Genomic DNA, 21456 nt, shown 5'->3' on the forward strand with positions numbered 1-21456 from the left:
ATGGCGATGAGCGAGCAGGCGACGATGCTGGCGGCAGTGGTGAACGAGTTCGGCGGTCCCGAGCGGATCGAGCTGGCGGAGGTGCCCGTGCCGGGCGCCGGGGCCGGGCAGGTCCGGATACGGGTCCGGGCCGCCGGGGTCAACCCGGTCGACGGCGGGGTCCGCGCCGGGGTCTTCGGCGGCGCCGGGCAGCGGATCGGTCTCGGCTGGGACGTGGCCGGGGAGATCGACGCGATCGGCGCCGGGGTGAGTGGATGGAGCCGCGGCGACCGGGTCGTGGGGCTGCACTACGGGGCCGTGAAGCCGCTGGGAACGCACGCGGAGTACGTGGTCCTCGACGCCTCCGCGGTGGCGGCCGCGCCGGCCGCGGTGGACACCGTCGCCGCGGCGGCGCTGCCGCTGGGCGGGCTGACCGCGGCGCGGGCGCTCGACCAGCTGGGGCTCGGAGCCGGTGCGTCGGTCCTGGTCACGGGGGCGGCGGGGGTGGTCGGCGGCCTCGCGGTGCAGCTGGCGGCGCGGGCCGGGCTGGTGGTGACGGCCCTGGCGGGCGCGGAGGACGAGGCGCTCGTACGGTCGCTGGGCGCGGCGGCCTTCGTTCCGCGGGGGGAGGCTCCGGCCGAGCCGGTGGACGGGGTCCTGGACGCGGCCGTCCTGGGCGGGGCGGCGCTGGCCTGGGTCCGCGACGGCGGGGTCTACGTGGGGGTGATCCCCGGGGCCGCCCCGGCGGCGGAGCGCGGCATCCGGGTCGAGGAGCAGGAGGTCGCGGCGGACGGGGAGCTGCTGGGGCGGCTGGTGGCGCTGGTCGAGGCGGGGGCGCTCACGCTCCGCGTGTCGGACACGTTCCCGCTGGCGGACGCCGCGAAGGCGCACGAGCGCCTCGGGACGCCGGGGGTGCGGGGGCGGGTCGTCCTGACCGCGTGACGCGTCCCTGCGGGGGCTCGGCCGATCCCTGGCGGGGGCTTCGTGGGGGTCGGGGCGGGGGCGGGGGTGGGGTGTCGTCCGGGACGGGCTTCGATGTTCGGCGCCTGTTCCGGGTCGGCTTTGTCGGGCGGGAGCGTGCGCCGAATTCATCTCGTTTTAGTCCCGGCCGACACCCCACCCCGTCCCCGTCCCCGACCTCGGCACCACCATCCAGCCCACCTGGCACCTTCCAGCCCGGGCCGGCACATTCAGCCTCGCCGGCGTTTGAGGCGCGGGGTGCGGGGCGGAGCCCCGGTCTTTGGGCCGCACCTGCAGGTGAGCCGGGCGCATTCAGCCTCGCCGGCGTTTGAGGCGCGGCTACCCGGTCTCCGGAGCCCGCTTGCGCCACGGCAGCGGGAGCAGGGGGAGCAGTTCGCCCGTGATGAAGGCGGTCACCGCTGCCAGGATCACCGCCGGGGTCATGGCGGGGGCGCCGAGGAGGATCACCACCAGGACGACGCAGCTGACCGGCAGCCGCAGCAGCGTGGTGGACGCGGCGGCCATGCCGGCGGCGACCGCCGGGGCGAAGCCGAGTCCGGGCAGGGGGGCGATGAGGGCGCCCACCGCGGCCCCGAGGAAGAGGGCCGGGAAGACCGGGCCGCCGCGCAGGCTCCCCAGGCACAGGGCGTACGCGATCCCCTTCAGGAGGAGCAGGCCGATCAGTGCGCCGACCCCCCAGGTGTGCGGGTGTGAGACGAGCTCCGGCAGCAGGGCCTGGCCGGAGGAGGCGACTTCGGTCGGGGGGCGGTCGGTGAGCAGGGCGTACAGGGCAGCGCAGATTCCCGCGCCGAGGGCGCAGAGGAGGGTGCGGACAGCGATGCCCCGTGGCTCGTGCGCCGCCGGCGAAACGTAGGCGGCGGTGCGCCGGCCCGCGGCGAGCACCCCGTGCATCGCGGTCGCGACGAGCACGGCGATGAGCAGCGTCCACGCGATGTCCCCGGCGTGGAGCGGCGGTACCGGCTCGGGCAGCTTCGCCGACAGCCCGCCGGTCTTCAGGCCGGTCCAGCTGCCGAATCCGGTGAAAACGAGGGCGCCCAGCCCGCTGGAGAGCAGCGCGGGCAGCATGACGGCGAACAGCCGCGGTCCGCCGAGCCCGACGACCTCGATCAGCAGGACCGCGGCGATCAGCGGACTGCCGAAGATGGCCGCCATGCCCGCGGCCGATCCGGCGACGGCCACCAGTGCGGTGGCCTGCGGGGTGGTGGGGCCCCGGGTGAGGTCGCGCAGGAGCAGCGCGAGCCCGCCGCCCAGTGCGATCAGCGGCCCCTCGGGGCCCAGGACGGCGCCGAAGGGCAGGCTGGCGGTGGCGGCGATCAGCACGCCGGGGAGAGCGGCGGTGGAGGCTCCGCCGGGCTGGAGCCCGTCCGCCGGGACGTGGCCGCCGGCCCCGGGCAGCCGGGCGACGACGATGCCCACGACGGCTCCCGCGATCGCGAGCAGCGGCAGCGGCCACCACCAGGGCGGGGTGTCCCGGCCGAGCAGGGCGTGCGGCAGGTCGTCCCAGAGCGCGCGCTCCAGGGCGTGCAGCCCGGCGAGGAACCAGAACGCGACGAGCGACACCGGGATGCCGATCACGGCGCACAGGACGAGGACCCGCATGTAGCCGGGGGAGAGGAGGATGTCCCGTAGGACCTGCGGCTCCCCCTGCGCCGTGTCGGGTTGCGGTTGCGGTCGGCCGGTCATCGGGGCTCCTCCCGGGACGGCGCCTGCTGCCGGCGCAGGCCGATCCGTACGGCTTCCACCAGGACCTTGACGATCAGGTCCACGACCATCTGCACGGTGGTGAGCGCGCGGGCGGTCGCCGAGACGGGTGCGATGTCCCCGAACCCCACGGTCGCGAAGACGGCGACGGCGAAGTAGAGGGCGTCCGTGCGGTCCAGGATCTCGTTGAAGGACCGAGGGTGCTCGCGGGCGAGCACGAAGTACGCGGCGGAGAACAGCAGCAGGAACAGCGGTACGGCGGTGGCCAGCGCCTCCACGGCGCGCAGCCGCGGATAGGCCGCATGGGTGATCCGTGAGACCTGCCAGGCGATGAGCGGAGCGCCCAGGAACAGCGCGGCGAGCAGTACCGCGATGGCGGTCGCGGCGGTCCACTGATCCAGCGGGGCCAGGAAGTACACCGTGGTCAGCACGGCTGTGCACGTGATCGCGCGCAGCAGGTGCCAGGCCAGCAGGAGCCCTGGCCTCCGGGGGATCGGGGGGCTCATGGGCCCATCGTCACGACGGGTCGCGAGGGGCCGCAACGGGAGCCCGCTCCACCTGCCACCACCTCAGGCCGGAGGGACCCCACGCCGCATACGGCCGCCCCAGGCCGGGGGCCCCGGCCCCGCGGCCCCCGAACCCCGCCGCAGCCGACCCGCCTACGGCCAGACCAGGCAGTACGCCTGGTGGCCGTTCTCGTGGAGGCGGTGGGAGAAGTCCTGCCACTCGTGGAGCAGCTGGTAGACGTTGAAGGCGTCGCTCGGGCCGCCGCGGTCCGGGACCGTGGACCAGATGAAGGCGGCCGCGCCGACCGCTTCCTCGCCGATGCCGCGCAGCGGGTCGACCACCGTCATCGGGAGCTTGACCACCGCGTAGTCGGGGTGGAGGACGACCAGCTCCAGCGGGGGCACCTTGTGCAGGGGTATGCCCTCGATGCCGGTGAGGACCATCGCGGCCATCGTCTCCGGCTTGATCTTGGTGAAGAGGCCGCCCATGCCGAGCTCGTCGCCGCCGAGCTCCTCGGGTCGCATCGTGACCGGGACCCGGGCCGCGGTGGCGCCGTCCGGGGCGCCGAAGTACTTGTACGTCACTCCCATGCCCCGGCCCTTGGGGAGCTCGTCGGACGACGGCAGCGCGGGCCCCGCGGCGGCGTCGGCCGCCTCCGTGGAGCGGCGGCGGTGCTTGCCCCGGCGGCGGGCCTCGCGGGCTTCGCGGGCGCGCTGCGGATCGAGGCCGTCCGTACCCTCGCCCGGTCCACCACCGCGTTGCATATCTCCACCCGACTGGTCTTGCTTGCCCCGGCCCCGCGGCCCCCGCCACGCAGCCTGATCATCATGGCAGTGACCTCCCCCGCGGCGGCGCGGTGAAACGCCCGCCCGCAAGTCTGTCGCGGCCTCTGAGACCATGGCTGGTGTGAGCTACCCGTACCCGTATGAAGCCCCAGTTTCGCAGACGCTCTTCGAGCGCGCCTCCCTCGTGACTCCCGGCGGCGTGAACTCTCCGGTCCGCGCCTTCCGTGCCGTGGGCGGTACGCCCCGGTTCATGGTGTCCGGCGCCGGTCCGTACCTGACGGACGCCGACGGCCGTGAGTACGTCGACCTCGTGTGCTCGTGGGGTCCGATGATCCTCGGCCACTCCCACCCCGAGGTGATCGAGGCCGTCCAGGCCGCCGTCGCCCGCGGCACCTCCTTCGGCACGCCCGGCGAGGGCGAGGTCGCGCTCGCCGAGGAGATCGTCGCCCGGATCGAGCCGGTCGAGCAGGTCCGGTTGGTTTCGTCCGGTACCGAGGCCACGATGTCGGCGATCCGCCTCGCGCGCGGGTTCACCGGCCGGGCCAAGGTCGTGAAGTTCGCCGGCTGCTACCACGGCCACGTGGACGCGCTGCTGGCCGCCGCCGGTTCCGGGCTCGCGACCTTCGCGCTGCCGGACACCCCCGGTGTCACGGGCGCGCAGGCCGGCGACACGATCGTCCTCCCGTACAACGACCTCGACGCGGTGCGGGCGGCCTTCGCCGCGCACCCCGGCGAGATCGCCTGCGTGATCACCGAGGCCGCGCCCGGCAACATGGGTGTCGTCACCCCGCTCGACGGCTTCAACCAGGGACTGGCCGACCTCTGCCGCGAGAACGGCGCTCTGTACATCTCCGACGAGGTCATGACGGGCTTCCGTACGAGCCGCGCCGGCTGGTACGGCGTCGACGGCGTCAAGCCCGACCTGATGACCTTCGGCAAGGTCATGGGCGGCGGCTTCCCGGCGGCGGCCTTCGGCGGCCGGGCCGACGTGATGGGCCACCTCGCGCCGGCCGGCCCGGTCTACCAGGCCGGCACGCTCTCCGGTAACCCGATCGCGACGGCCGCCGGCCTGGCGCAGCTGCGGCTGCTGGACGAGGCCGCGTACGAGAAGGTGAACGCGGTCTCGAAGGAGATCCAGGGGCTGGTCACGGCGGCGCTGAGCAAGGAGGGCGTGGCGCACCGGCTGCAGACCGCGTCGAACATGTTCTCCGTCTTCTTCACCGAGGACGAGGTCCGCAACTACGACGACGCCAAGAAGCAGGAGGGCTTCCGCTTTAACGGTTTCTTCCACTCGATGCTGGCGCAGGGCGTCTACCTGCCGCCGTCCGCCTTCGAGTCCTGGTTCGTTTCCACCGCCCACGACGAGCAGGCGATCGAGCGGATCGCGGCCGCCCTGCCGGCCGCCGCCCGGGCCGCCGCGGAGGCCACCGCATGAGTGACGAAGTCCGTCCCGACATCACCGTCGTGCACCTGGTGCGCCACGGCGAGGTGCACAACCCGGACGGGGTCCTGTACGGGCGCCGCTCGGGCTACCACCTCTCCGAGCTGGGCCGGCAGATGGCCGACCGGGTCGCCGAGCACCTGAGGGGCCGGGACGTCACCTACGTGGTGTCCTCCCCGCTGGAGCGGGCGCAGGAGACGGCGGAGCCGATCGCCAAGACCCACGGCCTGGACCTGGCGACCGACGCGCGGCTGCTGGAGGCGGAGAACGTCTTCGAGGGCAAGACCTTCGGCGTCGGCGACGGCGCGCTGCGCAAGCCCGGCAACTGGAAGCACCTGACGAACCCGTTCAAGCCCTCCTGGGGCGAGCCGTACGTCGACCAGGTGGTCCGGATGATGAGCGCTATCGAGTCGGCGCGCGACGCGGCCCGCGGCCACGAGGCGGTGGCGGTCAGCCACCAGCTGCCGATCTGGATCGTGCGCAGCTTCGCGGAGAAGCGCCGGCTGTGGCACGACCCGCGGCGCCGCCAGTGCACGCTCGCCTCGCTGACGTCCTTCACGTACCAGGGCGACAGACTGGTGTCGGTGGGCTACAGCGAGCCGGCCCGGGACCTGGTCCCGGCGCATCTGCTGGCCGGAGCGAAGCCGGTGAAGGGCGCGTCCAAGGCCTTCGGAGCCTGATCAGGGTTTGATCGACAGGCTGTTACGAACCGTTACAGCTTTACCTAAATAAATATAAGTTGCGCCGGGAATCACCGTTCCAGTGCCGCAAGTCCTGACGAATTGTCCGTTTATCTGGGCAATGGCATCAGCTGTGCGAGTGACGACGGGGACGGTGACATGCGCGACTTCAGCCGAAGGGGAGTGCTGGGACTGGGACTTGGAGCTGCCGCGATGGGCATCGCGGGCTGCGGCTCACCGGACAAGTCCGATCCCGGCGCCCCCGGGCCTATCAAGAACCCCAAACCCGGTGAGAAGCCGGCGGCCAAGGCCATCGGCGACGGCTCCACCGCCGACACCGGCCCGCAGCCCAACCAGCCGGACAAGCCCGTGCCCCTCCAGCCGGGCGAGACGCCGCCGCAGTTCGTCGTCTTCAGCTGGGACGGGGCGGGGGAGATCGGCAACGGCCTCTTCCCGCGCTTCCTCAAGCTCGCCAAGGACCACGGCGCGGGCATGACCTTCTTCCTCTCCGGCCTCTACCTGCTGCCCGAGTCGAAGAAGGGCCTCTACCAGCCGCCGAACAACCCCGCCGGGGCCTCGGACATCGGCTACCTCAAGGACGAGAACGTCCGCTCCACCCTGAAGTACGTCCGCGAGGCGTGGCTCGACGGGCACGAGATAGGCACCCACTTCAACGGCCACTTCTGCGGGGGCTCCGGCTCCGTCGCCCGGTGGACCCCGGAGGACTGGCGGAGCGAGATCGACCAGGCCGTGTCCTTCGTCACCAACTGGCGTACGAACACCGGCTTCACCGACCTCGAACCCCTGCCCTTCGACTACCGCAGGGAGCTGGTCGGCGCCCGCACCCCCTGCCTCCTCGGCCAGGACAACCTGCTGCCCACCGCCCAGAAGCTGGGCTGGCGCTACGACTCCAGCTCGCCCGGCGGCCTCCAGGTCTGGCCGGTGAAGAAGTCGGGGATATGGGACCTGCCGCTCCAGTCCCTGCCCTTCCCCGGGCACTCCTTCGAGGTGCTGTCCATGGACTACAACATCCTCGCCAACCAGTCCAAGAACACCACCAGGGGCGTCCCGGCCAACTACCCGGGCTGGCGCACCCAGGCCACCGCCACCTACCTCGGCGGCTTCAGGAGGGCCTACGAGACCAACCGCGCGCCCCTCTTCATCGGCAACCACTTCGAGGAGTGGAACGGCGGCATCTACATGGACGCCGTCGAGGAAGCCCTCAAGGGCATGGCGGACAAAAGGGATGTACGGCTCGTATCCTTCCGGCAGTTCACCGACTGGCTGGACGTCCAGGACCCCAAGCTGCTCGCCAGGCTCCGCGGGCTGGGCCCGGGCCAGGCGCCGGCCGGGGGCTGGGCGGCGTACATGACCGGCGCCTGACCGCCACCTGACCAGCGCATTGACACCCCTCCGGGGGGTGCGGCAAATCCGCAAATCGCTCATGCGAAACTTTTCACATGAGCCTTAGCCGCGCCCCCCGACGCCGCCGCTCGACCAGCGGCCGCGCCATCCTGCTGACCGCGGTGACCCTCGCGGGCGTCGTGACCCTGACGTCCTGCGGCGGTTCGGACGGCGGCAGCAAGTCCACCCGCAGCTCCGGCGGCAACTACGTCACGGGTGAGGGCGGCATCTCCCGGGTCGCCAGGGGAGAGCGCGTCGAGGCCCCCAGGCTCGACGGTGCGACCGTCGACGGCAAGACCCTGGACACCACCACCCTCAAGGGCAAGGTCGTCGTCCTCAACGTGTGGGGCTCCTGGTGCCCGCCGTGCCGGGCCGAGGCCCCGTACTTCGCGAAGGTCTCCAAGGAGCTCGCCGACGCCGGAGCGGACGTCGCGTTCGTCGGGATCAACACCCGGGACAACAGCGAGCAGAACGCCGTCAATTTCGAGCAGAACTACGGGATCACCTACCCGAGCCTCTACGACCCCAACGGGAAGTTGGTGCTCCGCTTCCCGAAGGACACCCTGAACCCGTCGGCCATCCCCTCCACGGTCGTCCTCGACAAGGAGGGCAAGATCGCCGCCCGCACCCTCGTCGCGGTCAACGAGCAGCAGCTGCGCTCCATGATCGACCCGCTGCTCGCGGAGAAGTGACCCCGTGGTCGACTACGTCCTCGCCGCCGAGGTCACCGGCGTGAACGAGACCGTCCTGAACGGGGCCCTGCTGCTGGCCCTGCCGATCTCGCTGCTCGCGGGGCTGGTCTCCTTCTTCTCGCCCTGCGTGCTCCCGCTGGTCCCCGGCTACCTCTCCTACGTGACCGGCGTCAGCGGAGCCGACCTCGCCGAGGCGCGGCGCGGACGGATGCTGGCGGGCGCGAGCCTGTTCATCGCCGGCTTCACCGCCGTCTTCGTGTCCACGGGCGCGCTCTTCGGCTACTTCGGCGCCACCCTCCAGGAGAACAAGGAGATCATCTCCCGGGTCCTGGGCGGTCTGGTGATCGTCCTGGGCCTCTTCTTCATGGGGGCGATCCCGGGGCTGACGATGCGGGAGTTCCGCTTCCACAAGAAGCCGACGGCGGGCCTCGTCGGTGCCCCCCTGCTCGGCGTGCTCTTCGGTGTGGGCTGGACCCCCTGCATGGGCCCGACCCTCGCCGCCGTCAACACGCTCTCCATCGACCAGGCGAGCGCCGGCCGCGGGGCGCTGCTGACCGTCGTCTACTGCCTGGGCCTCGGCCTGCCCTTCATCCTGGCCGCGATCGCCTTCCGCAAGGCGCTCGGCGCGTTCGGCTGGGTGAAGAAGCACTACGCATGGGTGATGCGGATCGGTGGAGGCATGCTGATCCTCACCGGTCTGCTGCTCGTCACAGGAATGTGGGACAGCATCATCAGCGACATGCAGAGCTGGACCCAAGGCTTCACGGTGGGGATCTGAGGACGTAACGCACATGAGTACGACAGACAACGCGTCGACCGAGGCGCCGCAGGAGTCCGCCGAGCCCGTGCTCGGCGCCGCCGGAGCCCAGCTGTCCACCGCGCCCGTCGAGGACGCCGGTCCCGTCGGCATCGGCCTGATCGGCTGGGCCCGCTGGTTCTGGCGGCAGCTCACCTCCATGCGGGTGGCGCTGATCCTGCTCTTCCTGCTGTCCCTGGGCGCCATCCCCGGCTCCCTCATCCCGCAGACCTCGGTCGACGCGATGAAGGTCGCCGTCTGGAAGCGGGACAACCCCTCCTGGGTGGGCATCGCCGAGAAGCTCCAGCTCTTCGACGTCTACTCGTCGTTCTGGTTCTCCGCGATCTACCTGCTGCTCTTCATCTCCCTGATCGGCTGCATCCTGCCGCGCTCCTGGCAGTTCGTCGGCCAGCTGCGCGGCCGCCCGCCGGCCGCCCCCAAGCGGCTCGACCGGCTGCCCGCGCACACCACGTGGCGCACGGACAGGACCCCGGACGAGGTCCTCTCGTACGCCAGGACCCTGCTCGGCGGGCGCCGCTTCCGCGCCGACACGGGCGAGGACCACGTGGCCGCGGAGAAGGGCTACCTCCGCGAGGCCGGGAACCTGATGTTCCACGTCGCGCTGATCGTGATGCTGGTCGCCTTCGCCTGGGGCCAGTACTACAAGTCGGAGGGCGGCAAGCTCGTCCTGCGCGGCAAGGGCTTCTCCAACACGCTCACCCAGTACGACGACTTCAAGTACGGCACCCTCTTCGACCCGCAGGACCTGCCGCCCTTCTCGTTCACCCTGGACAGGTTCGACGCCACGTACGAGATGACCGGCCCGCAGCGGGGCACCCCGCGCGACTTCAAGGCGCACGTCACCTTCAGCGAGGGCGCGGACGGCACGCCGCAGAAGCGCGAGATCCAGGTCAACAAGCCCCTGGAGGTCGACGGCTCCAAGGTCTACCTGCTCGGCCACGGCTACGCGCCCGTCATCTCGGTGACCGACCCCACCGGCAAGGTGATCTTCAAGGACGCCGTGCCGATGCTCCCGCAGGACGCCAACCTCACGTCCACCGGAGCCGTGAAGGTCACCGACGGCTACAAGGGCAAGGACGGCAAGAAGGAGCAGCTCGGCTTCAACGCCGTCTTCGTGCCGACCTTCGCCGGTGCGGGCCAGCAGATGATGTTCTCGCAGTTCCCCGACGTGCTGAATCCGGCGCTCATGCTGAGCGCCTGGCACGGCAGCCTCGGCGTCGACTCGGGCCTGCCGCAGAACGTGTACCAGCTGGACACGTCCAAGATGGAGCAGTTCAAGGACGAGTCGGGCCAGCTCTTCAAGCAGCGGCTGGCGCCCGGCGATTCGATGACGCTGCCGGGCGGCGCGGGCACCGTGAAGTTCGAGGGCATCGAGCGCTGGGCCACCTTCTCCGTCACCCACCAGCCCGGCAGCGGCCTCGCCCTGGCCGGCGCGATCGCCGCCATCGCCGGCCTGGCCGGCTCCCTGTTCATCCAGCGCCGCCGGATCTGGGTCCGCGCGGTGCCCGGCGAGGACGGCGTCACCGTCGTCGAGATGGCGGGCCTGGGCCGCAGCGAGTCCGCCAAGCTCCCGGAGGAGCTGGCGGAGCTCGCCGCCGCCCTGCACGAGAAGGCGCCGAGCGCGCCCGCCGCGACCCCCGCAGACCCTGTCGAAGAAACCCCTGAAGGAGAGCGCGGATGACGCCGCTCGCAGCCGCGACCAACGAGAACCTGGCGCAGATCAGCAACTACCTGGTCTATTCGTCGATGGCGGTCTACATGCTCGCCTTCTTCGCGCACATCGCCGAGTGGACCTTCGGCAGCCGCAGCAAGGTGGCCCGTACGGCCGCCGCGCTGACCCGCGGCGCCAAGGGCGCCGCCGCCGCGCCCGCCGTGCAGGTGCGCGGCAAGGGCGGGGCCACCGCGGTCCTCGACAAGCCGAAGGTCACCACCCGCTCCGCCGCCGGCACCCGCGACGTGCCGGACGGCCCGGGCGCCGCGGGCGGCACCGAGCAGGGCGACCTGTACGGGCGCATCGCGGTCTCGCTGACCGCGCTCGCCTTCGTCCTGGAGGCGGCCGGCGTCGTCGCCCGCGCGATGTCGGTGCAGCGGGCCCCCTGGGGCAACATGTACGAGTTCTCGATCACCTTCTCCACGGTGGCCGTCGGCGCGTACCTGGTGCTGCTGGCGCTGAAGAAGAACATCCGCTGGCTCGGCCTGATCCTGGTCACCACCGTCCTGCTGGACCTCGGCATCGCCGTGACCTGGCTCTACACCGACAGCGACCAGCTGGTCCCGGCGCTGCACTCGTACTGGCTGTGGATCCACGTCTCCACCGCGATCTTCTGCGGCGCCGTCTTCTACATCGGCGCGGCCGGCGCGGTCCTCTACCTCTTCCGCGACTCCTACGAGGCCAAGCTCGCGGGCGGCGGCAAGCCGGGCCGGTTCGCCACCTCCGTCCTGGAGCGGCTGCCCTCGGCGGCCTCCCTGGACAAGTTCTCGTACCGCATCAACGCGGCCGTCTTCCCGCTGTGGACCTTCACGATCATCGCGGGCGCGATCTGGGCGGGCGACGCCTGGGGCCGCTACTGGGGCTGGGACCCCAAGGAGGTCTGGTCCTTCGTGACCTGGGTGGCGTACGCCTGCTACCTGCACGCCCGCGCCACCGCCGGCTGGAAGGGCCGCAAGGCCGCGTACCTCGCGCTCTTCGCCTTCGCCTGCTGGATCTGGAACTACTACGGCGTGAACATCCTGCTCAGCGGCAAGCACTCGTACGCGGGCGTCTGACCGGCGGGAGTGGGACGCTGGTGTCATGCCTCCTGTGATCCATGGCACCAGCGAGAGCCGCGGCGAGGACCGCTGGCGGCTGCGGTTCGAGCTGCACCTGCCGTACGCGTACGAGGAGCTGTGGCCCGTCCTGACCACGCCGGGCGGGTTGCGCGGCTGGCTGGCGGAGGCCGAGGTGCTGGAGCGCCGGCTGGGCGGGGCGGTGGCGCTGCGCTGGCCCAACACCGGGACGACCGTCACCGGCCGGGTCACGGCCTGGGACGTCGAGCGGGTCGCGGAGTACACGGTGAGCGTGCACGGGCGGATCCGCTTCCACCTGGAGCCGGTGGGGACCGACTCGACGGTCATCCGGTTCGTGAACGAGCGGAGCGGGCCGGAGTCCGAGCGCCTGGACTGCCTCGCGGGCTGGCACGAGCACTTCGAGCTGCTGGAATCCGCGCTGGCCGGGCACCCGGCGGGTCCGGCGGACTGGGCCGCCTGGACGGACGCCCACTGGGCCGAACTGCGGGCGGACTACGCGTCCCTCTCCATGACGTAGTCGCCGCCCTCACCACACGGGGCGCAGCGGCGGAAGCCCTTCCTCCCCGTGGAGGGTGCGTACGAGGTGCCCGAGCTCGCGGCGCAGGGCGCCGATATCCGTGCTGTCGCCGAGCTCGGCCTCCAGCTCGTGCAGGATCCGGCCCGCGACGGCCAGGTGGCCGGTGGCCGCCGGGGTCAGGACCACCAGCTTGCGACGGCCGCCCTCGGGGTGCGGCTCGCGGCGGACGTAGCCGCGCTTCTCCAGGTCGTCCACGATCTGCCCGGCGGCCTGCTTGGTCACGCCGAGCCGCTCGGCGAGTTCGGACGCGGTGGCCCCCGGGCCCTTGAGGGCCTGGAAGGCCATGCCGTGGAGGGGGCGCAGGTCCGTGTATCCGGCCTCGGCCACCCGGCGGGTGAACTCGCCCAGCAGGAGCTGGAAGCCCAGGCCGAGCAGGAAGGTCAGCTCGACGCCCTCGTAGGCGTCTTCGTCTCTGGTCACGGAAAGATGGTGACACAGCTGAGTCAAGCTGCTTTACTCGATGCGAGTAAAGCAGCTTGACTTACTGGTCGAGAGAAGATGTGAGGAACCGCCTTGCACGTCATCACCACGTCCCCCGAGCACGTCACCACCACCCCGAACGGGGCCATGACCGGGCTCGCCGCCCCCAGCCGGGGCAGCGCCGAATTCAGCACGTGGCGCGCGGCCATGCCCGCCGGCGCCACCGGCCCGGAGCACTCGATCAGCCGCGAGCAGGTCTGGACGGTCACCGCCGGGTCCCTGGAGATCACCTGGGACGGCGGCCGCACCGAAAAGGTCACCGCGGGCCAGACCATGGTCCTGCCCCCGGACGTCCTGCGCCGGATCCACGCCCCCGAGGCCTTCGAGGCCCACGTCGCCATGCGCGCGGACGGGGTCGCCACGGTCCCGGGTACCGAGGGCACCCGCGACCTGCCCTGGGCGCAGTAGCCGACGGCCAGGGCTACTGGTCGCCCTTGTCCTTGTCCTTCCCCTTGTCTTTCCCCTTGTCCTTGTCCTGCTCGTCGCGCAGGGACTTCAGGAACTCCGGGTTGTCGTCGGGCGCGACCCACTGGGCGCGCCCGCGGGGGCCGCGTCCGCCGCCGGAGGCCACCCGCTTCTTGCCCGCGAACAGCCACACCACCGGCCCGACGATGGAGAACAGCAGGATGATGATCACCCACACCACCTTCGGCAGGTGCTTGACCTCTTCCTCGGGCGTGTTCAGGCAGTCGATGAAGGCGTAGATGGTCAGCGCGATGATCAGCAGGAACGGCAGATAGCGCAGCACGGTGTGGGACCGACTCCCGGGCAGTGGCGGCGGGGCCGCACAGGGCCCCGGTGACCCTTCCAGGGTAGTAGGTGACGGATACTGGCCCCTATGGCTTACGACGATCTCCGCTCGCTGCTCCGGGCTCTGGAGCGAGAGGGCGACCTCAAGCGCATCAAGGCCGAAGTCGACCCGTACCTGGAGGTCGGGGAGATCGTCGACAGAGTGAACAAGGCGGGGGGCCCGGCCCTCCTCTTCGAGAACGTCAAGGGCTCGGCGATGCCGCTGGCCATGAACGTCTTCGGGACCGACCGGCGCCTGCTCAAGGCGCTGGGCCTGAAGTCCTACGGCGAGATCAGCGAGAAGATCGGCGGCCTGCTCAAGCCGGAGCTGCCGCAGGGCTTCATCGGGGTCCGCGAGGCCTTCGGGAAGCTCGGCTCGATGGTGCACGTGCCGCCGAAGAAGGTGAAGGGCGACGCCGCGCCCGTCCAGGAGGTCGTCCTCACCGGCGACGACGTGGACCTGGACCAGCTGCCGGCCCTCTTCACCTGGCCCAAGGACGGCGGCTCCTTCTTCAACCTCGGCCTCACCCACACCAAGCACCCCGAGACCGGGGTCCGCAACCTCGGCCTCTACCGCCTCCAGCGCCACGACAAGCGCACCATCGGCATGCACTGGCAGATCCACAAGGACAGCCGCAACCACTACGCCGTCGCCGCCAAGCGCGGCGAGCGGCTGCCGGTCGCGATCGCCTTCGGCTGCCCGCCCGCGGTGACGTACGCGTCGACGGCCCCGCTCCCCGGCGACATCGACGAGTACCTCTTCGCCGGCTTCGTCGCGGGCAAGCGGATCGAGATGGTCGACTGCAAGACGGTCCCGCTCCAGGTACCGGCCAACGCGGAGGTCGTGATCGAGGGCTGGCTGGAGCCGGGGGAGATGCTCCCGGAGGGCCCGTTCGGCGACCACACCGGCTTCTACACGCCGCAGGAGCCCTTCCCCGCCCTGAAGATCGACTGCGTGACGATGCGGAAGCGTCCGCTGCTCCAGTCGATCGTGGTCGGCCGGCCGCCGACCGAGGACGGCCCGCTGGGCCGCGCGACGGAGCGTTTCTTCCTCCCGCTGCTGAAGATCATCGTCCCGGACATCGTGGACTACCACCTCCCCGAGTCGGGCGGCTTCCACAACTGCGCGATCGTCTCGATCGACAAGAAGTACCCGAAGCACGCACAGAAGGTCATGCACGCCATCTGGGGCGCGCACATGATGTCGCTGACCAAGCTGATCATCGTGGTGGACGCGGACTGCGACGTGCACGACCTGCACGAGGTGTCGTGGCGGGCGCTCGGCAATACCGACTACTCCCGTGACCTGACGGTGGTGGAGGGCCCGGTGGACCACTTGGACCACGCCTCGTACCAGCAGTTCTGGGGCGGCAAGGCGGGCATCGACGCCACGAAGAAGCTCCCCGAGGAGGGCTACACCCGCGACGGCGGCTGGCCCGACATGGTGGAGTCCGACCCGGCGACGGCGGCCCTGGTGGACCGCCGCTGGAAGGAATACGGCCTGTGAGCCCGATCGCGGTGGGCGGCCCGGCCCTGTTCATCGGCAGCCACACCACGTACGTGTCCGTCGAACGCCCCTTGATCGACCCGGCCGACCCCGGGGTCCGGCTGGCCGCCGAGCAGGCGGGCGTCTCGCCCGAGGAGTTCGCGGGCGCCGGGGACGTCTGGGCGCTGGTGTGGGACCAGGAGGACGGCGAGGGCAACGGCTTCGAGCTGCCCGGCCTGCGCGACTCCGAGGCGGAGGACTTCGCCGAGCGGCTGCGCCTCGCGCTGGGCAGTGGCGAGGCGTTCACGATCGAGGCCGGCCCCGTGCTCCGCCTCGACGCCCGCCTGGCCGACGCCGACGGGTACGCGTTCACGGCCCACGTCACCCCGCCCGAGGGTGAGGACATGGAACCCGTGACCCTGGAGCTGGGCGTTCTTCCCAACGCCACCCTGCTCGCCGACCTCGAAGAGTTCCTCCGGAGCCTGGCGTGACGGCCCTCCCGGCCGCGGACGGATTCCCGCAGATCGGCGCCGTCCCGCCGGACGACCAGCCGGCCCACATCGAAACCTCCCGGAGGGAACTCGCATGATGACGACCGCCGACGGTGTGGTCGGACCCGGGCCTTCGCCCGAGGCCACCAACAAGGTCAAGGCGTTCCTGCGGCTCGTGATGATCGAGCACTCGGTCTTCGCGCTGCCCTTCGCCTACATCGCCGCGCTCACGGCCATGTTCCAGCTCGACCGGAACGTGCACTGGGGCAAGCTGCTGCTCGTCACCGTCTGCATGGTGGGGCTGCGGACCTTCGCGATGGCCGCCAACCGGATCATCGACCGCGAGATCGACGCCCGCAACCCGCGCACCGCCGGCCGCGAGCTGGTCACCGGTGCGGTGTCGGTACGGTCCGCCTGGACCGGGGCCGGGATCGCGCTCGTCGTCTTCCTCGGGGCGGCGGCGCTGCTGAACCCGCTGTGCCTGGCGCTGGCGCCCGTCGCGGTGATCCCGATGGTGGTGTACCCGTACGGCAAGCGGTTCACGAACTTCCCGCACGCCATCCTGGGCCTGGCCCAGGCGATGGGCCCGGTCGGTGCCTGGCTGGCCGTCACCGGCGAGTGGTCCTGGGACGCGGTGATCCTGGGCCTGGCGGTGGGCGTGTGGATCGGCGGCTTCGACCTGATCTTCGGCAGCCAGGACGTGGCCGCCGACCGCGCGGAGGGCGTCAAGTCGGTCCCGGCCCGCTTCGGCGTCGCCGCCGCCCTCTGGGGCGCCCGCGGCGCGCACGTGGTGACCACGGCCCTGCTGGTCTGGTACGCCCTCGCCACGGACGCCGGGATGCTCTTCTGGGCGGGCCTGCTGATCGTCGTCTGCGCGTTCTTCTACGAGCACACGATCGTGACCCCGCACGACCTGTCCCGCCTGAACCGCGCCTTCTTCACGGTCAACGGGTTCATCGGGATTGCCCTGTTCGTGTGCGCTCTGCTCGATCTGGCGGTTCGGGGTCTGACCTTGTAGCTACCGTGCGGGCTGTGACCAGCTCGGAGAGCGACCGCCTGCGCTCGGCGCGGCATCCCGAGATCCCGTACGGCGAGACGGTCGTCGTGGACACCGGGATCGGCAAGCTCACCGTGGACACCAGCGCCCTGCCGGTAGACCCGGGCACCAAGGCCTGAGTCACGGGCGGCGGAAGAACAAGGCCGTCGCCACGCCCGCCACCAGGCCGATGAGGTGGGCGTACCAGCCGACTCCGGAGTCCGTGGGGAGGATGCCGAGGAAGGCCGTGCTGCCCCAGAGCGCGCCGATGACCAGGCCCACCGCCGCGTTCAGCGGCTTGCGTTCGACGAAGCCGCGGACCACTACGTAGCCGAAGAGCCCGAAGACCAGCCCCGAGGCGCCGGCTCCGACGGTGTGCGGCGGGGCGATCAGCCAGGAACCGATCCCGACCGCGGCGATGTTCAGCGCGCTGACGGCCAGGAGGCGGCGTATGCCGCCGAGGGCGGCGATGAAGCCGAGGACCAGCAGCGGGAGGCTGTTGGACGCCACATGGCCGAAGCCGAAGTGAAGGAACGGGTGAGCGGCGATGCCGATCAGGTGGTCCGTGTCGCGCGGGTGGATTCCGTACGGGTCCAGCGCGTGCCCGGTGGCGAGATCGATCGCCTCGATCACCCACAGCAGGGCCACCCAGCCCAGCATCAGCTTGGCCGCGGCCTTCGCGCGGTCCGTCTGACTCCAGGTGTCCTGAGCCGTACCCACGGTCGTCCCCCTCCTCGTGCGTCCCACCCCCTGGAACGTCCGGCCACCTTAGCGAGTGCCCGGCCGGGGTGGCCGGATAGTCTCGGAGGTATGACTGAGCGCAAGCGCACCCCGTGGGTCGTCGGGGTTTCCGGGGCGTCCGGGACCCCGTACGCGGCGGCGGTGCTCCGAGGGCTGCTCGCGGCGGGGGAGAGCGTCGACCTGGTGGTCAGCCGGGCCTCGCGGCTCACCCTGCTGGACGAGACCGGCATCGCCTTCCGTGACGCGCACTGGCGGGAGGACCTGGGGGAGTGGCTGGAGCGCGGGGCCGACGGGAAGCCCGCGACCTTCGCCCGGCCGGAGCTGGACGACGTCCGGTACTGGGGCGCCGGGGACCTGGCCGCCGGCCCGAGCTCGGGCTCGTACCCCGTGAAGGGGATGCTCATCGTCCCCGCGTCCACGGCCTGCGTGGCGGGGGTGGCGCTCGGACTGTCGAAGGACCTGCTCCAGCGGGTGGCGAGCGTGACGCTCAAGGAGCGGCGGCGGCTGGTGGTCGCGGTGCGGGAGACCCCGCTGAACGGGCAGACGCTGAGGCATCTGGTGGCGCTGGACGAGGCGGGCGCGATCGTGCTGCCCGCCTCTCCGGCGTTCTACGCGGGCGCGACGCACATCCAGGATCTGGTGGACTTCGTCGCGGGGCGGGTGCTGGACGCGGCAGGGGTGCCGCACCGGCTGTACCGCCGTTGGGAGGGGGAGATCGGTGGAGCCCGACCTCCGGGGTAGCGCTACTTCGTGGTGCGCGGCTTGCGGGTCTTGTCGACGCGCTTGGCGGCGGCGGGCTGGTGGGCACGGGATCGGTTGGCCAGCTCCTGGAGCTGTCGCATGTGTGCGTAGGCCATCTCGATCGTGTACACGGTGAACCACTCCTGAAGATCGTCATTGATCTGTTGAAAGATTCACAGGGCGTTGACCCTGTGTGCCTTAGATTCTATACCTAGACTTGCAGGATCGCCGAATAATGGAAGGCTCCACGTAATGGACACGGTGGACAGGCAGCTCATCCAGGCACTTCGCGAGAACGGTCGTGCCTCGTACGCGGAGCTGGGCCGTCTCGTGGGCCTCTCCGGCCCCAGCGTCACCGACCGCATCAACCGGCTGGAGACGGCCGGCGTCATCACCGGCTACCGCGCGACCGTGGACGCGGCCTCGCTCGGCATGGGCGTCACCGCGCTGATCGGCATCTCCCTCTCCGACGCCGCGGACCACGAGGACGTGGCCCGGCGGCTGCGCGACCTCGCGGAGATCGAGGACTGCTGGTTCATCGCGGGCGACGACTCGTACATGCTCAAGGTGCGGGCCGGCGACGTGGACGGCCTGGAGAAGATCATCCGCAAGCTCTCCAGCACCAAGGGCGTCTCGCGCACCCGCACCACCATCGTGCTGTCGACGAAGTGGGAGAACCGGGTCGGGGATCTGCCCGAGGAGGGCTGAGAGTACGGTGGGTGGCGGTTACAGGACAGGTAGCAGGCATCTAGAGGAGGCGACCGGCTGATGGACGCTGGGCTCAAGCGCGAGCTGGAGGAGAAGGTTCGCTCCGGCGAGCGGCTGACCCGGGAGGACGGCATCGCCCTCTACGAGTCCGACGACCTGGCCTGGCTGGGCGGCCTCGCCCACGAGGTGCGCACGCGCAAGAACGGCGACGTCGTGCACTTCAACGTCAACCGCCACCTCAACATGACGAACGTGTGCACCGCGTCGTGCGCGTACTGCTCGTTCCAGCGCAAGCCGGGCGAGAAGGACGCGTACACGATGCGCATCGAGGAGGCCGTGCGCCTGGCCAAGGCCATGGAGAACGAGAACCTCACCGAGCTGCACATCGTCAACGGCCTGCACCCGAACCTGCCGTGGCGCTACTACCCGCGCTCGCTCTCCGAGCTGAAGAAGGCGCTGCCGAACGTCTCGCTGAAGGCGTTCACGGCGACGGAGATCCACCACTTCGAGACGATCTCGGGGATGTCGGCCTCCGACATCCTCGACGAGCTGATCGAGGCCGGTCTGGAGTCCCTCACGGGCGGCGGCGCGGAGATCTTCGACTGGGAGGTCCGGCAGCACATCGTCGACCACCGCACCCACTGGGAAGACTGGTCGCGCATCCACCGCCTGGCGCACGAGAAGGGCCTCAAGACCCCGAGCACGATGCTCTACGGGCACATCGAGGAGCCGCGCCACCGCGTGGACCACGTGCTGCGGCTGCGCGAGCTGCAGGACGAGACCGGCGGCTTCCAGGTCTTCATCCCGCTGCGCTACCAGCACGACTTCGTGGACATGAAGGACGGCAAGGTCCGCAACAAGCTGCAGGCGCGGACGACGATGGCGACGGGCGCGGAGGCCCTGAAGACCTTCGCAGTCTCGCGCCTCCTCTTCGACAACGTGCCGCACGTCAAGGTCTTCTGGGTGATGCACGGCGTGCAGACCGCCCAGCTGGCGCTCCAGCACGGCGCGGACGACATGGACGGCTCGGTCGTCGAGTACAAGATCACGCACGACGCGGACAACTACGGCACCCCGAACAAGCTGGGCCGCGAGGACCTCCTGGACCTGATCCGCGAGGCGGGCTTCCGCCCGGTCGAGCGCAACACGCGCTACGAGATCATCCGCGAGTACCCGGGCCCGGACGCGGGGCTGCGCGAGACGCCGCAGGCGATGCGGGTCTGACCCGGCCCGGCGGTCTGCCGCTGACACGCTGAACGAACTGAGCCCCGATCCGGCCGGATCGGGGCTCAGTCGTGCTGGACGCCGCCTCGCCGTAATAGGTAATATCGCTCTGTGCCTGTTACCTTCACCCTGGATCCGGTCGTCGACCCCGCCCTGCACGCGGGAATCCTCAGCCTGTGGACGGACGTCACCAACGCGGGCGGCGCGGTCGGCTTCGTGCCCCCGGTCGCCGCCGACGACATCCGCCCGGCCCTCATCAAGCAGCTGGCGGCGGTCGCGGACGGCGGCATGCGGCTCCTCGTCGGCCACGACGAGCGGGGCGAGGTGGCCGCTACGGCCTTCCTCTCCCACAACACGCACCGGCTCCAGCTCCACTGGGTGTGGGCGTACACGGTGATGGTCCACCCGCGCCACCAGGGCAAGGGCTACGGCCGCGACCTGATGGCGGCGACGGAGGCGGCGGCCCGCTCCATCGAGGGCATCGACGCGATCCGCCTCGGCTGCCGCGGCGGCCACGGCCTGGAGCACTTCTACGCGGCCTGCGGCTACAAGGAGGTCGGCCGCGTCCCCGACGCCATCCGCGCGGCCCCGGGCGACGACCGCGACGACATCACGATGCTGCTGCCGCTGCGCTGACCCCGGGGCGGCGGCCGGGGCCGGGGCCCGGCGTGCTTCACTGGATGGGCACCACGAGCCCACGTAGAACGACGAGAGAGAAGGGGTCACCGTGTCCCTCAAGCCGAGCGCGACGATCCGCTACACCGCGATGCGTCTGGGGATCTTCGTCGGGTGCCTCGTCCTCGTCGCGGCACTGGTCCGTATCGGGTGGGTCCCCGCCGGACTCGGCGACGCGAACTTCGCCTGGGTCGTGCTGCTCGCCCTCGTCATCTCCGCGCCGCTCTCCTTCGTGCTGCTGCGCAAGCAGCGTGACGAGATGTCCGAGCAGATCGCCGGCCGCGTCGCGGGTGCGAAGCAGAAGCTCGCCGCGAACCGCAGCCAGGAGGACCTGGCGGACGACGCGGCCCGCGTGAACCCGTAGGGGTCCCGTTAGCTTCATCACACACCGAACCGCCTCAGCGCCGGGGATACCGCCCGTAACGCTGGGGTGTTCGCGTTTTCCGGGGAGGCGCAAGAGGGCCTCGTGCGCCCCTGTCTCAAAGAACGCCTTTGAGATTCTCAAAGCGTAAGTGTTAGCGTGTTCAACATGTTGACCACAGTTGCGCACCCGATGACCACGAGCGTCCCGCTCGTGGCGCGCCTGCACGTCGACCTCTGCCGCCGCGTGTCCGCGGCCTGTTGCCGTTGTCGTTGAGCTTGTGAGCTTGTCCAGCTGAATCGATACGGCAGTGGTCCCGGCCGCCGGCACTTCCCGGCTGTCGCACCGCCAGACCAGCGCCCAGCGTCCAGCG

General features: G+C 71.0%; 26 protein-coding genes. 19 read left to right on the plus strand and 7 right to left on the minus strand.

Translation table 11 applies throughout. The annotated features are described in order from the left end of the window. The first annotated feature begins 24 nt into the window (after positions 1-24). A complete protein-coding gene (locus ACGFYU_RS30675; RefSeq protein ID WP_393830623.1) occupies positions 25-921 on the plus strand; it encodes an NADP-dependent oxidoreductase in 897 nt (298 codons plus the stop codon). Positions 922-1278: 357 nt separating this feature from the next. Here the strand turns inward: ACGFYU_RS30675 and ACGFYU_RS30680 are convergent, their stop codons facing one another. From ACGFYU_RS30680 to ACGFYU_RS30690, 3 genes are all read right to left on the minus strand, one after another. Further along, a complete protein-coding gene (locus tag ACGFYU_RS30680; RefSeq protein WP_393830569.1) occupies positions 1279-2643 on the minus strand; it encodes a chloride channel protein in 1365 nt (454 codons plus the stop codon). Continuing rightward, positions 2640-3167 carry a potassium channel family protein gene (locus ACGFYU_RS30685; RefSeq protein ID WP_393830570.1) on the minus strand — a complete coding sequence of 176 codons (528 nt, stop codon included), beginning with the start codon at positions 3165-3167 and terminating at the stop codon, positions 2640-2642. Before ACGFYU_RS30685 ends, ACGFYU_RS30680 begins: the two co-directional genes overlap by 4 nt. 153 nt (positions 3168-3320) lie before the next feature. After that, entirely contained in the window at positions 3321-3758 is a 438-nt protein-coding gene (locus ACGFYU_RS30690; RefSeq protein WP_393830624.1) for a hypothetical protein, read from the minus strand. Between the two features lie 307 nt (positions 3759-4065). Between ACGFYU_RS30690 and hemL the strand changes: the two genes are divergently transcribed. The 8 genes from hemL to ACGFYU_RS30730 all read left to right on the plus strand — a co-directional run bounded on the left by hemL (position 4066) and on the right by ACGFYU_RS30730 (position 12291). Next, positions 4066-5388, plus strand: coding sequence for a glutamate-1-semialdehyde 2,1-aminomutase (gene hemL, locus ACGFYU_RS30695; RefSeq protein ID WP_393830571.1), 1323 nt, complete (start codon positions 4066-4068; stop codon positions 5386-5388). Next, on the plus strand, positions 5385-6074 hold the full coding sequence (locus tag ACGFYU_RS30700; protein WP_393830572.1) for a histidine phosphatase family protein: 690 nt from the start codon (positions 5385-5387) through the stop codon (positions 6072-6074). The genes hemL and ACGFYU_RS30700 overlap by 4 nt, the downstream gene beginning before the upstream one ends. Positions 6075-6233: 159 nt before the next feature. Then, positions 6234-7457: a hypothetical protein gene (locus ACGFYU_RS30705; protein WP_393830573.1), complete on the plus strand. Its 1224-nt coding sequence runs from the start codon at positions 6234-6236 to the stop codon at positions 7455-7457. A 77-nt stretch (positions 7458-7534) separates the two neighbouring features. Beyond that, positions 7535-8170, plus strand: coding sequence for a TlpA family protein disulfide reductase (locus tag ACGFYU_RS30710; RefSeq protein WP_393830574.1), 636 nt, complete (start codon positions 7535-7537; stop codon positions 8168-8170). A 4-nt stretch (positions 8171-8174) separates the two neighbouring features. Continuing rightward, positions 8175-8948 (plus strand): cytochrome c biogenesis CcdA family protein, encoded by a 774-nt coding sequence (locus ACGFYU_RS30715; protein WP_393830575.1) that lies wholly within the window; start codon positions 8175-8177, stop codon positions 8946-8948. Between the two features lie 13 nt (positions 8949-8961). Further along, on the plus strand, positions 8962-10668 hold the full coding sequence (locus ACGFYU_RS30720; protein WP_393830576.1) for a cytochrome c biogenesis protein ResB: 1707 nt from the start codon (positions 8962-8964) through the stop codon (positions 10666-10668). Next, entirely contained in the window at positions 10665-11753 is a 1089-nt protein-coding gene (gene ccsB / locus ACGFYU_RS30725) for a c-type cytochrome biogenesis protein CcsB (RefSeq protein ID WP_393830577.1), read from the plus strand. Before ACGFYU_RS30720 ends, ccsB begins: the two co-directional genes overlap by 4 nt. Before the next feature lie 25 nt (positions 11754-11778). Continuing rightward, positions 11779-12291 carry an SRPBCC domain-containing protein gene (locus ACGFYU_RS30730; protein WP_393830578.1) on the plus strand — a complete coding sequence of 171 codons (513 nt, stop codon included), beginning with the start codon at positions 11779-11781 and terminating at the stop codon, positions 12289-12291. Between the two features lie 9 nt (positions 12292-12300). On the opposite strand, the gene ACGFYU_RS30735 is transcribed toward ACGFYU_RS30730, so the two are convergent. Further along, entirely contained in the window at positions 12301-12771 is a 471-nt protein-coding gene (locus ACGFYU_RS30735; protein WP_393830579.1) for a MarR family winged helix-turn-helix transcriptional regulator, read from the minus strand. A 93-nt stretch (positions 12772-12864) separates the two neighbouring features. On the opposite strand from ACGFYU_RS30735, the gene ACGFYU_RS30740 reads away from it, so the two are divergent. Next, a complete protein-coding gene (locus ACGFYU_RS30740) occupies positions 12865-13239 on the plus strand; it encodes a cupin domain-containing protein (protein ID WP_393830580.1) in 375 nt (124 codons plus the stop codon). 13 nt (positions 13240-13252) lie between these two features. Here the strand turns inward: ACGFYU_RS30740 and ACGFYU_RS30745 are convergent, their stop codons facing one another. Beyond that, the gene (locus ACGFYU_RS30745; protein ID WP_393830581.1) at positions 13253-13579 is read right to left on the minus strand and encodes a PLD nuclease N-terminal domain-containing protein; all 327 of its coding nucleotides are present in this window, start codon (positions 13577-13579) and stop codon (positions 13253-13255) included. 90 nt (positions 13580-13669) lie between these two features. Here ACGFYU_RS30745 and ACGFYU_RS30750 point away from each other — a divergent pair, with 90 nt between their 5' ends. From ACGFYU_RS30750 to ACGFYU_RS30765, 4 genes are all read left to right on the plus strand, one after another. Beyond that, the gene (locus tag ACGFYU_RS30750; RefSeq protein ID WP_352216598.1) at positions 13670-15127 is read left to right on the plus strand and encodes a menaquinone biosynthesis decarboxylase; all 1458 of its coding nucleotides are present in this window, start codon (positions 13670-13672) and stop codon (positions 15125-15127) included. Continuing rightward, positions 15124-15597: a hypothetical protein gene (locus tag ACGFYU_RS30755; protein ID WP_393830582.1), complete on the plus strand. Its 474-nt coding sequence runs from the start codon at positions 15124-15126 to the stop codon at positions 15595-15597. The genes ACGFYU_RS30750 and ACGFYU_RS30755 overlap by 4 nt, the downstream gene beginning before the upstream one ends. A 94-nt stretch (positions 15598-15691) precedes the next feature. Further along, positions 15692-16615, plus strand: coding sequence for a menaquinone biosynthesis prenyltransferase MqnP (mqnP, locus tag ACGFYU_RS30760; RefSeq protein WP_393830583.1), 924 nt, complete (start codon positions 15692-15694; stop codon positions 16613-16615). A 14-nt stretch (positions 16616-16629) separates the two neighbouring features. Beyond that, positions 16630-16773 carry a hypothetical protein gene (locus tag ACGFYU_RS30765; protein WP_393830584.1) on the plus strand — a complete coding sequence of 48 codons (144 nt, stop codon included), beginning with the start codon at positions 16630-16632 and terminating at the stop codon, positions 16771-16773. Position 16774: 1 nt separating this feature from the next. Here the strand turns inward: ACGFYU_RS30765 and ACGFYU_RS30770 are convergent, their stop codons facing one another. Next, on the minus strand, positions 16775-17353 hold the full coding sequence (locus ACGFYU_RS30770) for a rhomboid family intramembrane serine protease (RefSeq protein WP_393830585.1): 579 nt from the start codon (positions 17351-17353) through the stop codon (positions 16775-16777). Positions 17354-17443: 90 nt separating this feature from the next. Here ACGFYU_RS30770 and ACGFYU_RS30775 point away from each other — a divergent pair, with 90 nt between their 5' ends. Further along, positions 17444-18115 carry a UbiX family flavin prenyltransferase gene (locus ACGFYU_RS30775; protein ID WP_393830586.1) on the plus strand — a complete coding sequence of 224 codons (672 nt, stop codon included), beginning with the start codon at positions 17444-17446 and terminating at the stop codon, positions 18113-18115. Between the two features lie 2 nt (positions 18116-18117). Here the strand turns inward: ACGFYU_RS30775 and ACGFYU_RS30780 are convergent, their stop codons facing one another. Further along, positions 18118-18246 carry a hypothetical protein gene (locus ACGFYU_RS30780; protein ID WP_393830626.1) on the minus strand — a complete coding sequence of 43 codons (129 nt, stop codon included), beginning with the start codon at positions 18244-18246 and terminating at the stop codon, positions 18118-18120. 121 nt (positions 18247-18367) lie between these two features. Between ACGFYU_RS30780 and ACGFYU_RS30785 the strand changes: the two genes are divergently transcribed. From ACGFYU_RS30785 to ACGFYU_RS30800, 4 genes are all read left to right on the plus strand, one after another. Further along, positions 18368-18823, plus strand: a complete 456-nt coding sequence (locus ACGFYU_RS30785) for an Lrp/AsnC family transcriptional regulator (RefSeq protein WP_393830587.1) — start codon at positions 18368-18370, stop codon at positions 18821-18823. Between the two features lie 60 nt (positions 18824-18883). Then, positions 18884-20047: an aminofutalosine synthase MqnE gene (gene mqnE / locus ACGFYU_RS30790; protein WP_382642574.1), complete on the plus strand. Its 1164-nt coding sequence runs from the start codon at positions 18884-18886 to the stop codon at positions 20045-20047. Between the two features lie 111 nt (positions 20048-20158). After that, on the plus strand, positions 20159-20683 hold the full coding sequence (locus tag ACGFYU_RS30795) for a GNAT family N-acetyltransferase (RefSeq protein WP_393830588.1): 525 nt from the start codon (positions 20159-20161) through the stop codon (positions 20681-20683). 130 nt (positions 20684-20813) lie between these two features. Continuing rightward, positions 20814-21086: a DUF4229 domain-containing protein gene (locus ACGFYU_RS30800; protein ID WP_393830625.1), complete on the plus strand. Its 273-nt coding sequence runs from the start codon at positions 20814-20816 to the stop codon at positions 21084-21086. The last annotated feature ends 370 nt before the right edge of the window (positions 21087-21456 follow it).

The organism is Streptomyces sp. NPDC048337, assembly GCF_043201175.1.
Lineage (GTDB): Bacteria > Actinomycetota > Actinomycetes > Streptomycetales > Streptomycetaceae > Streptomyces.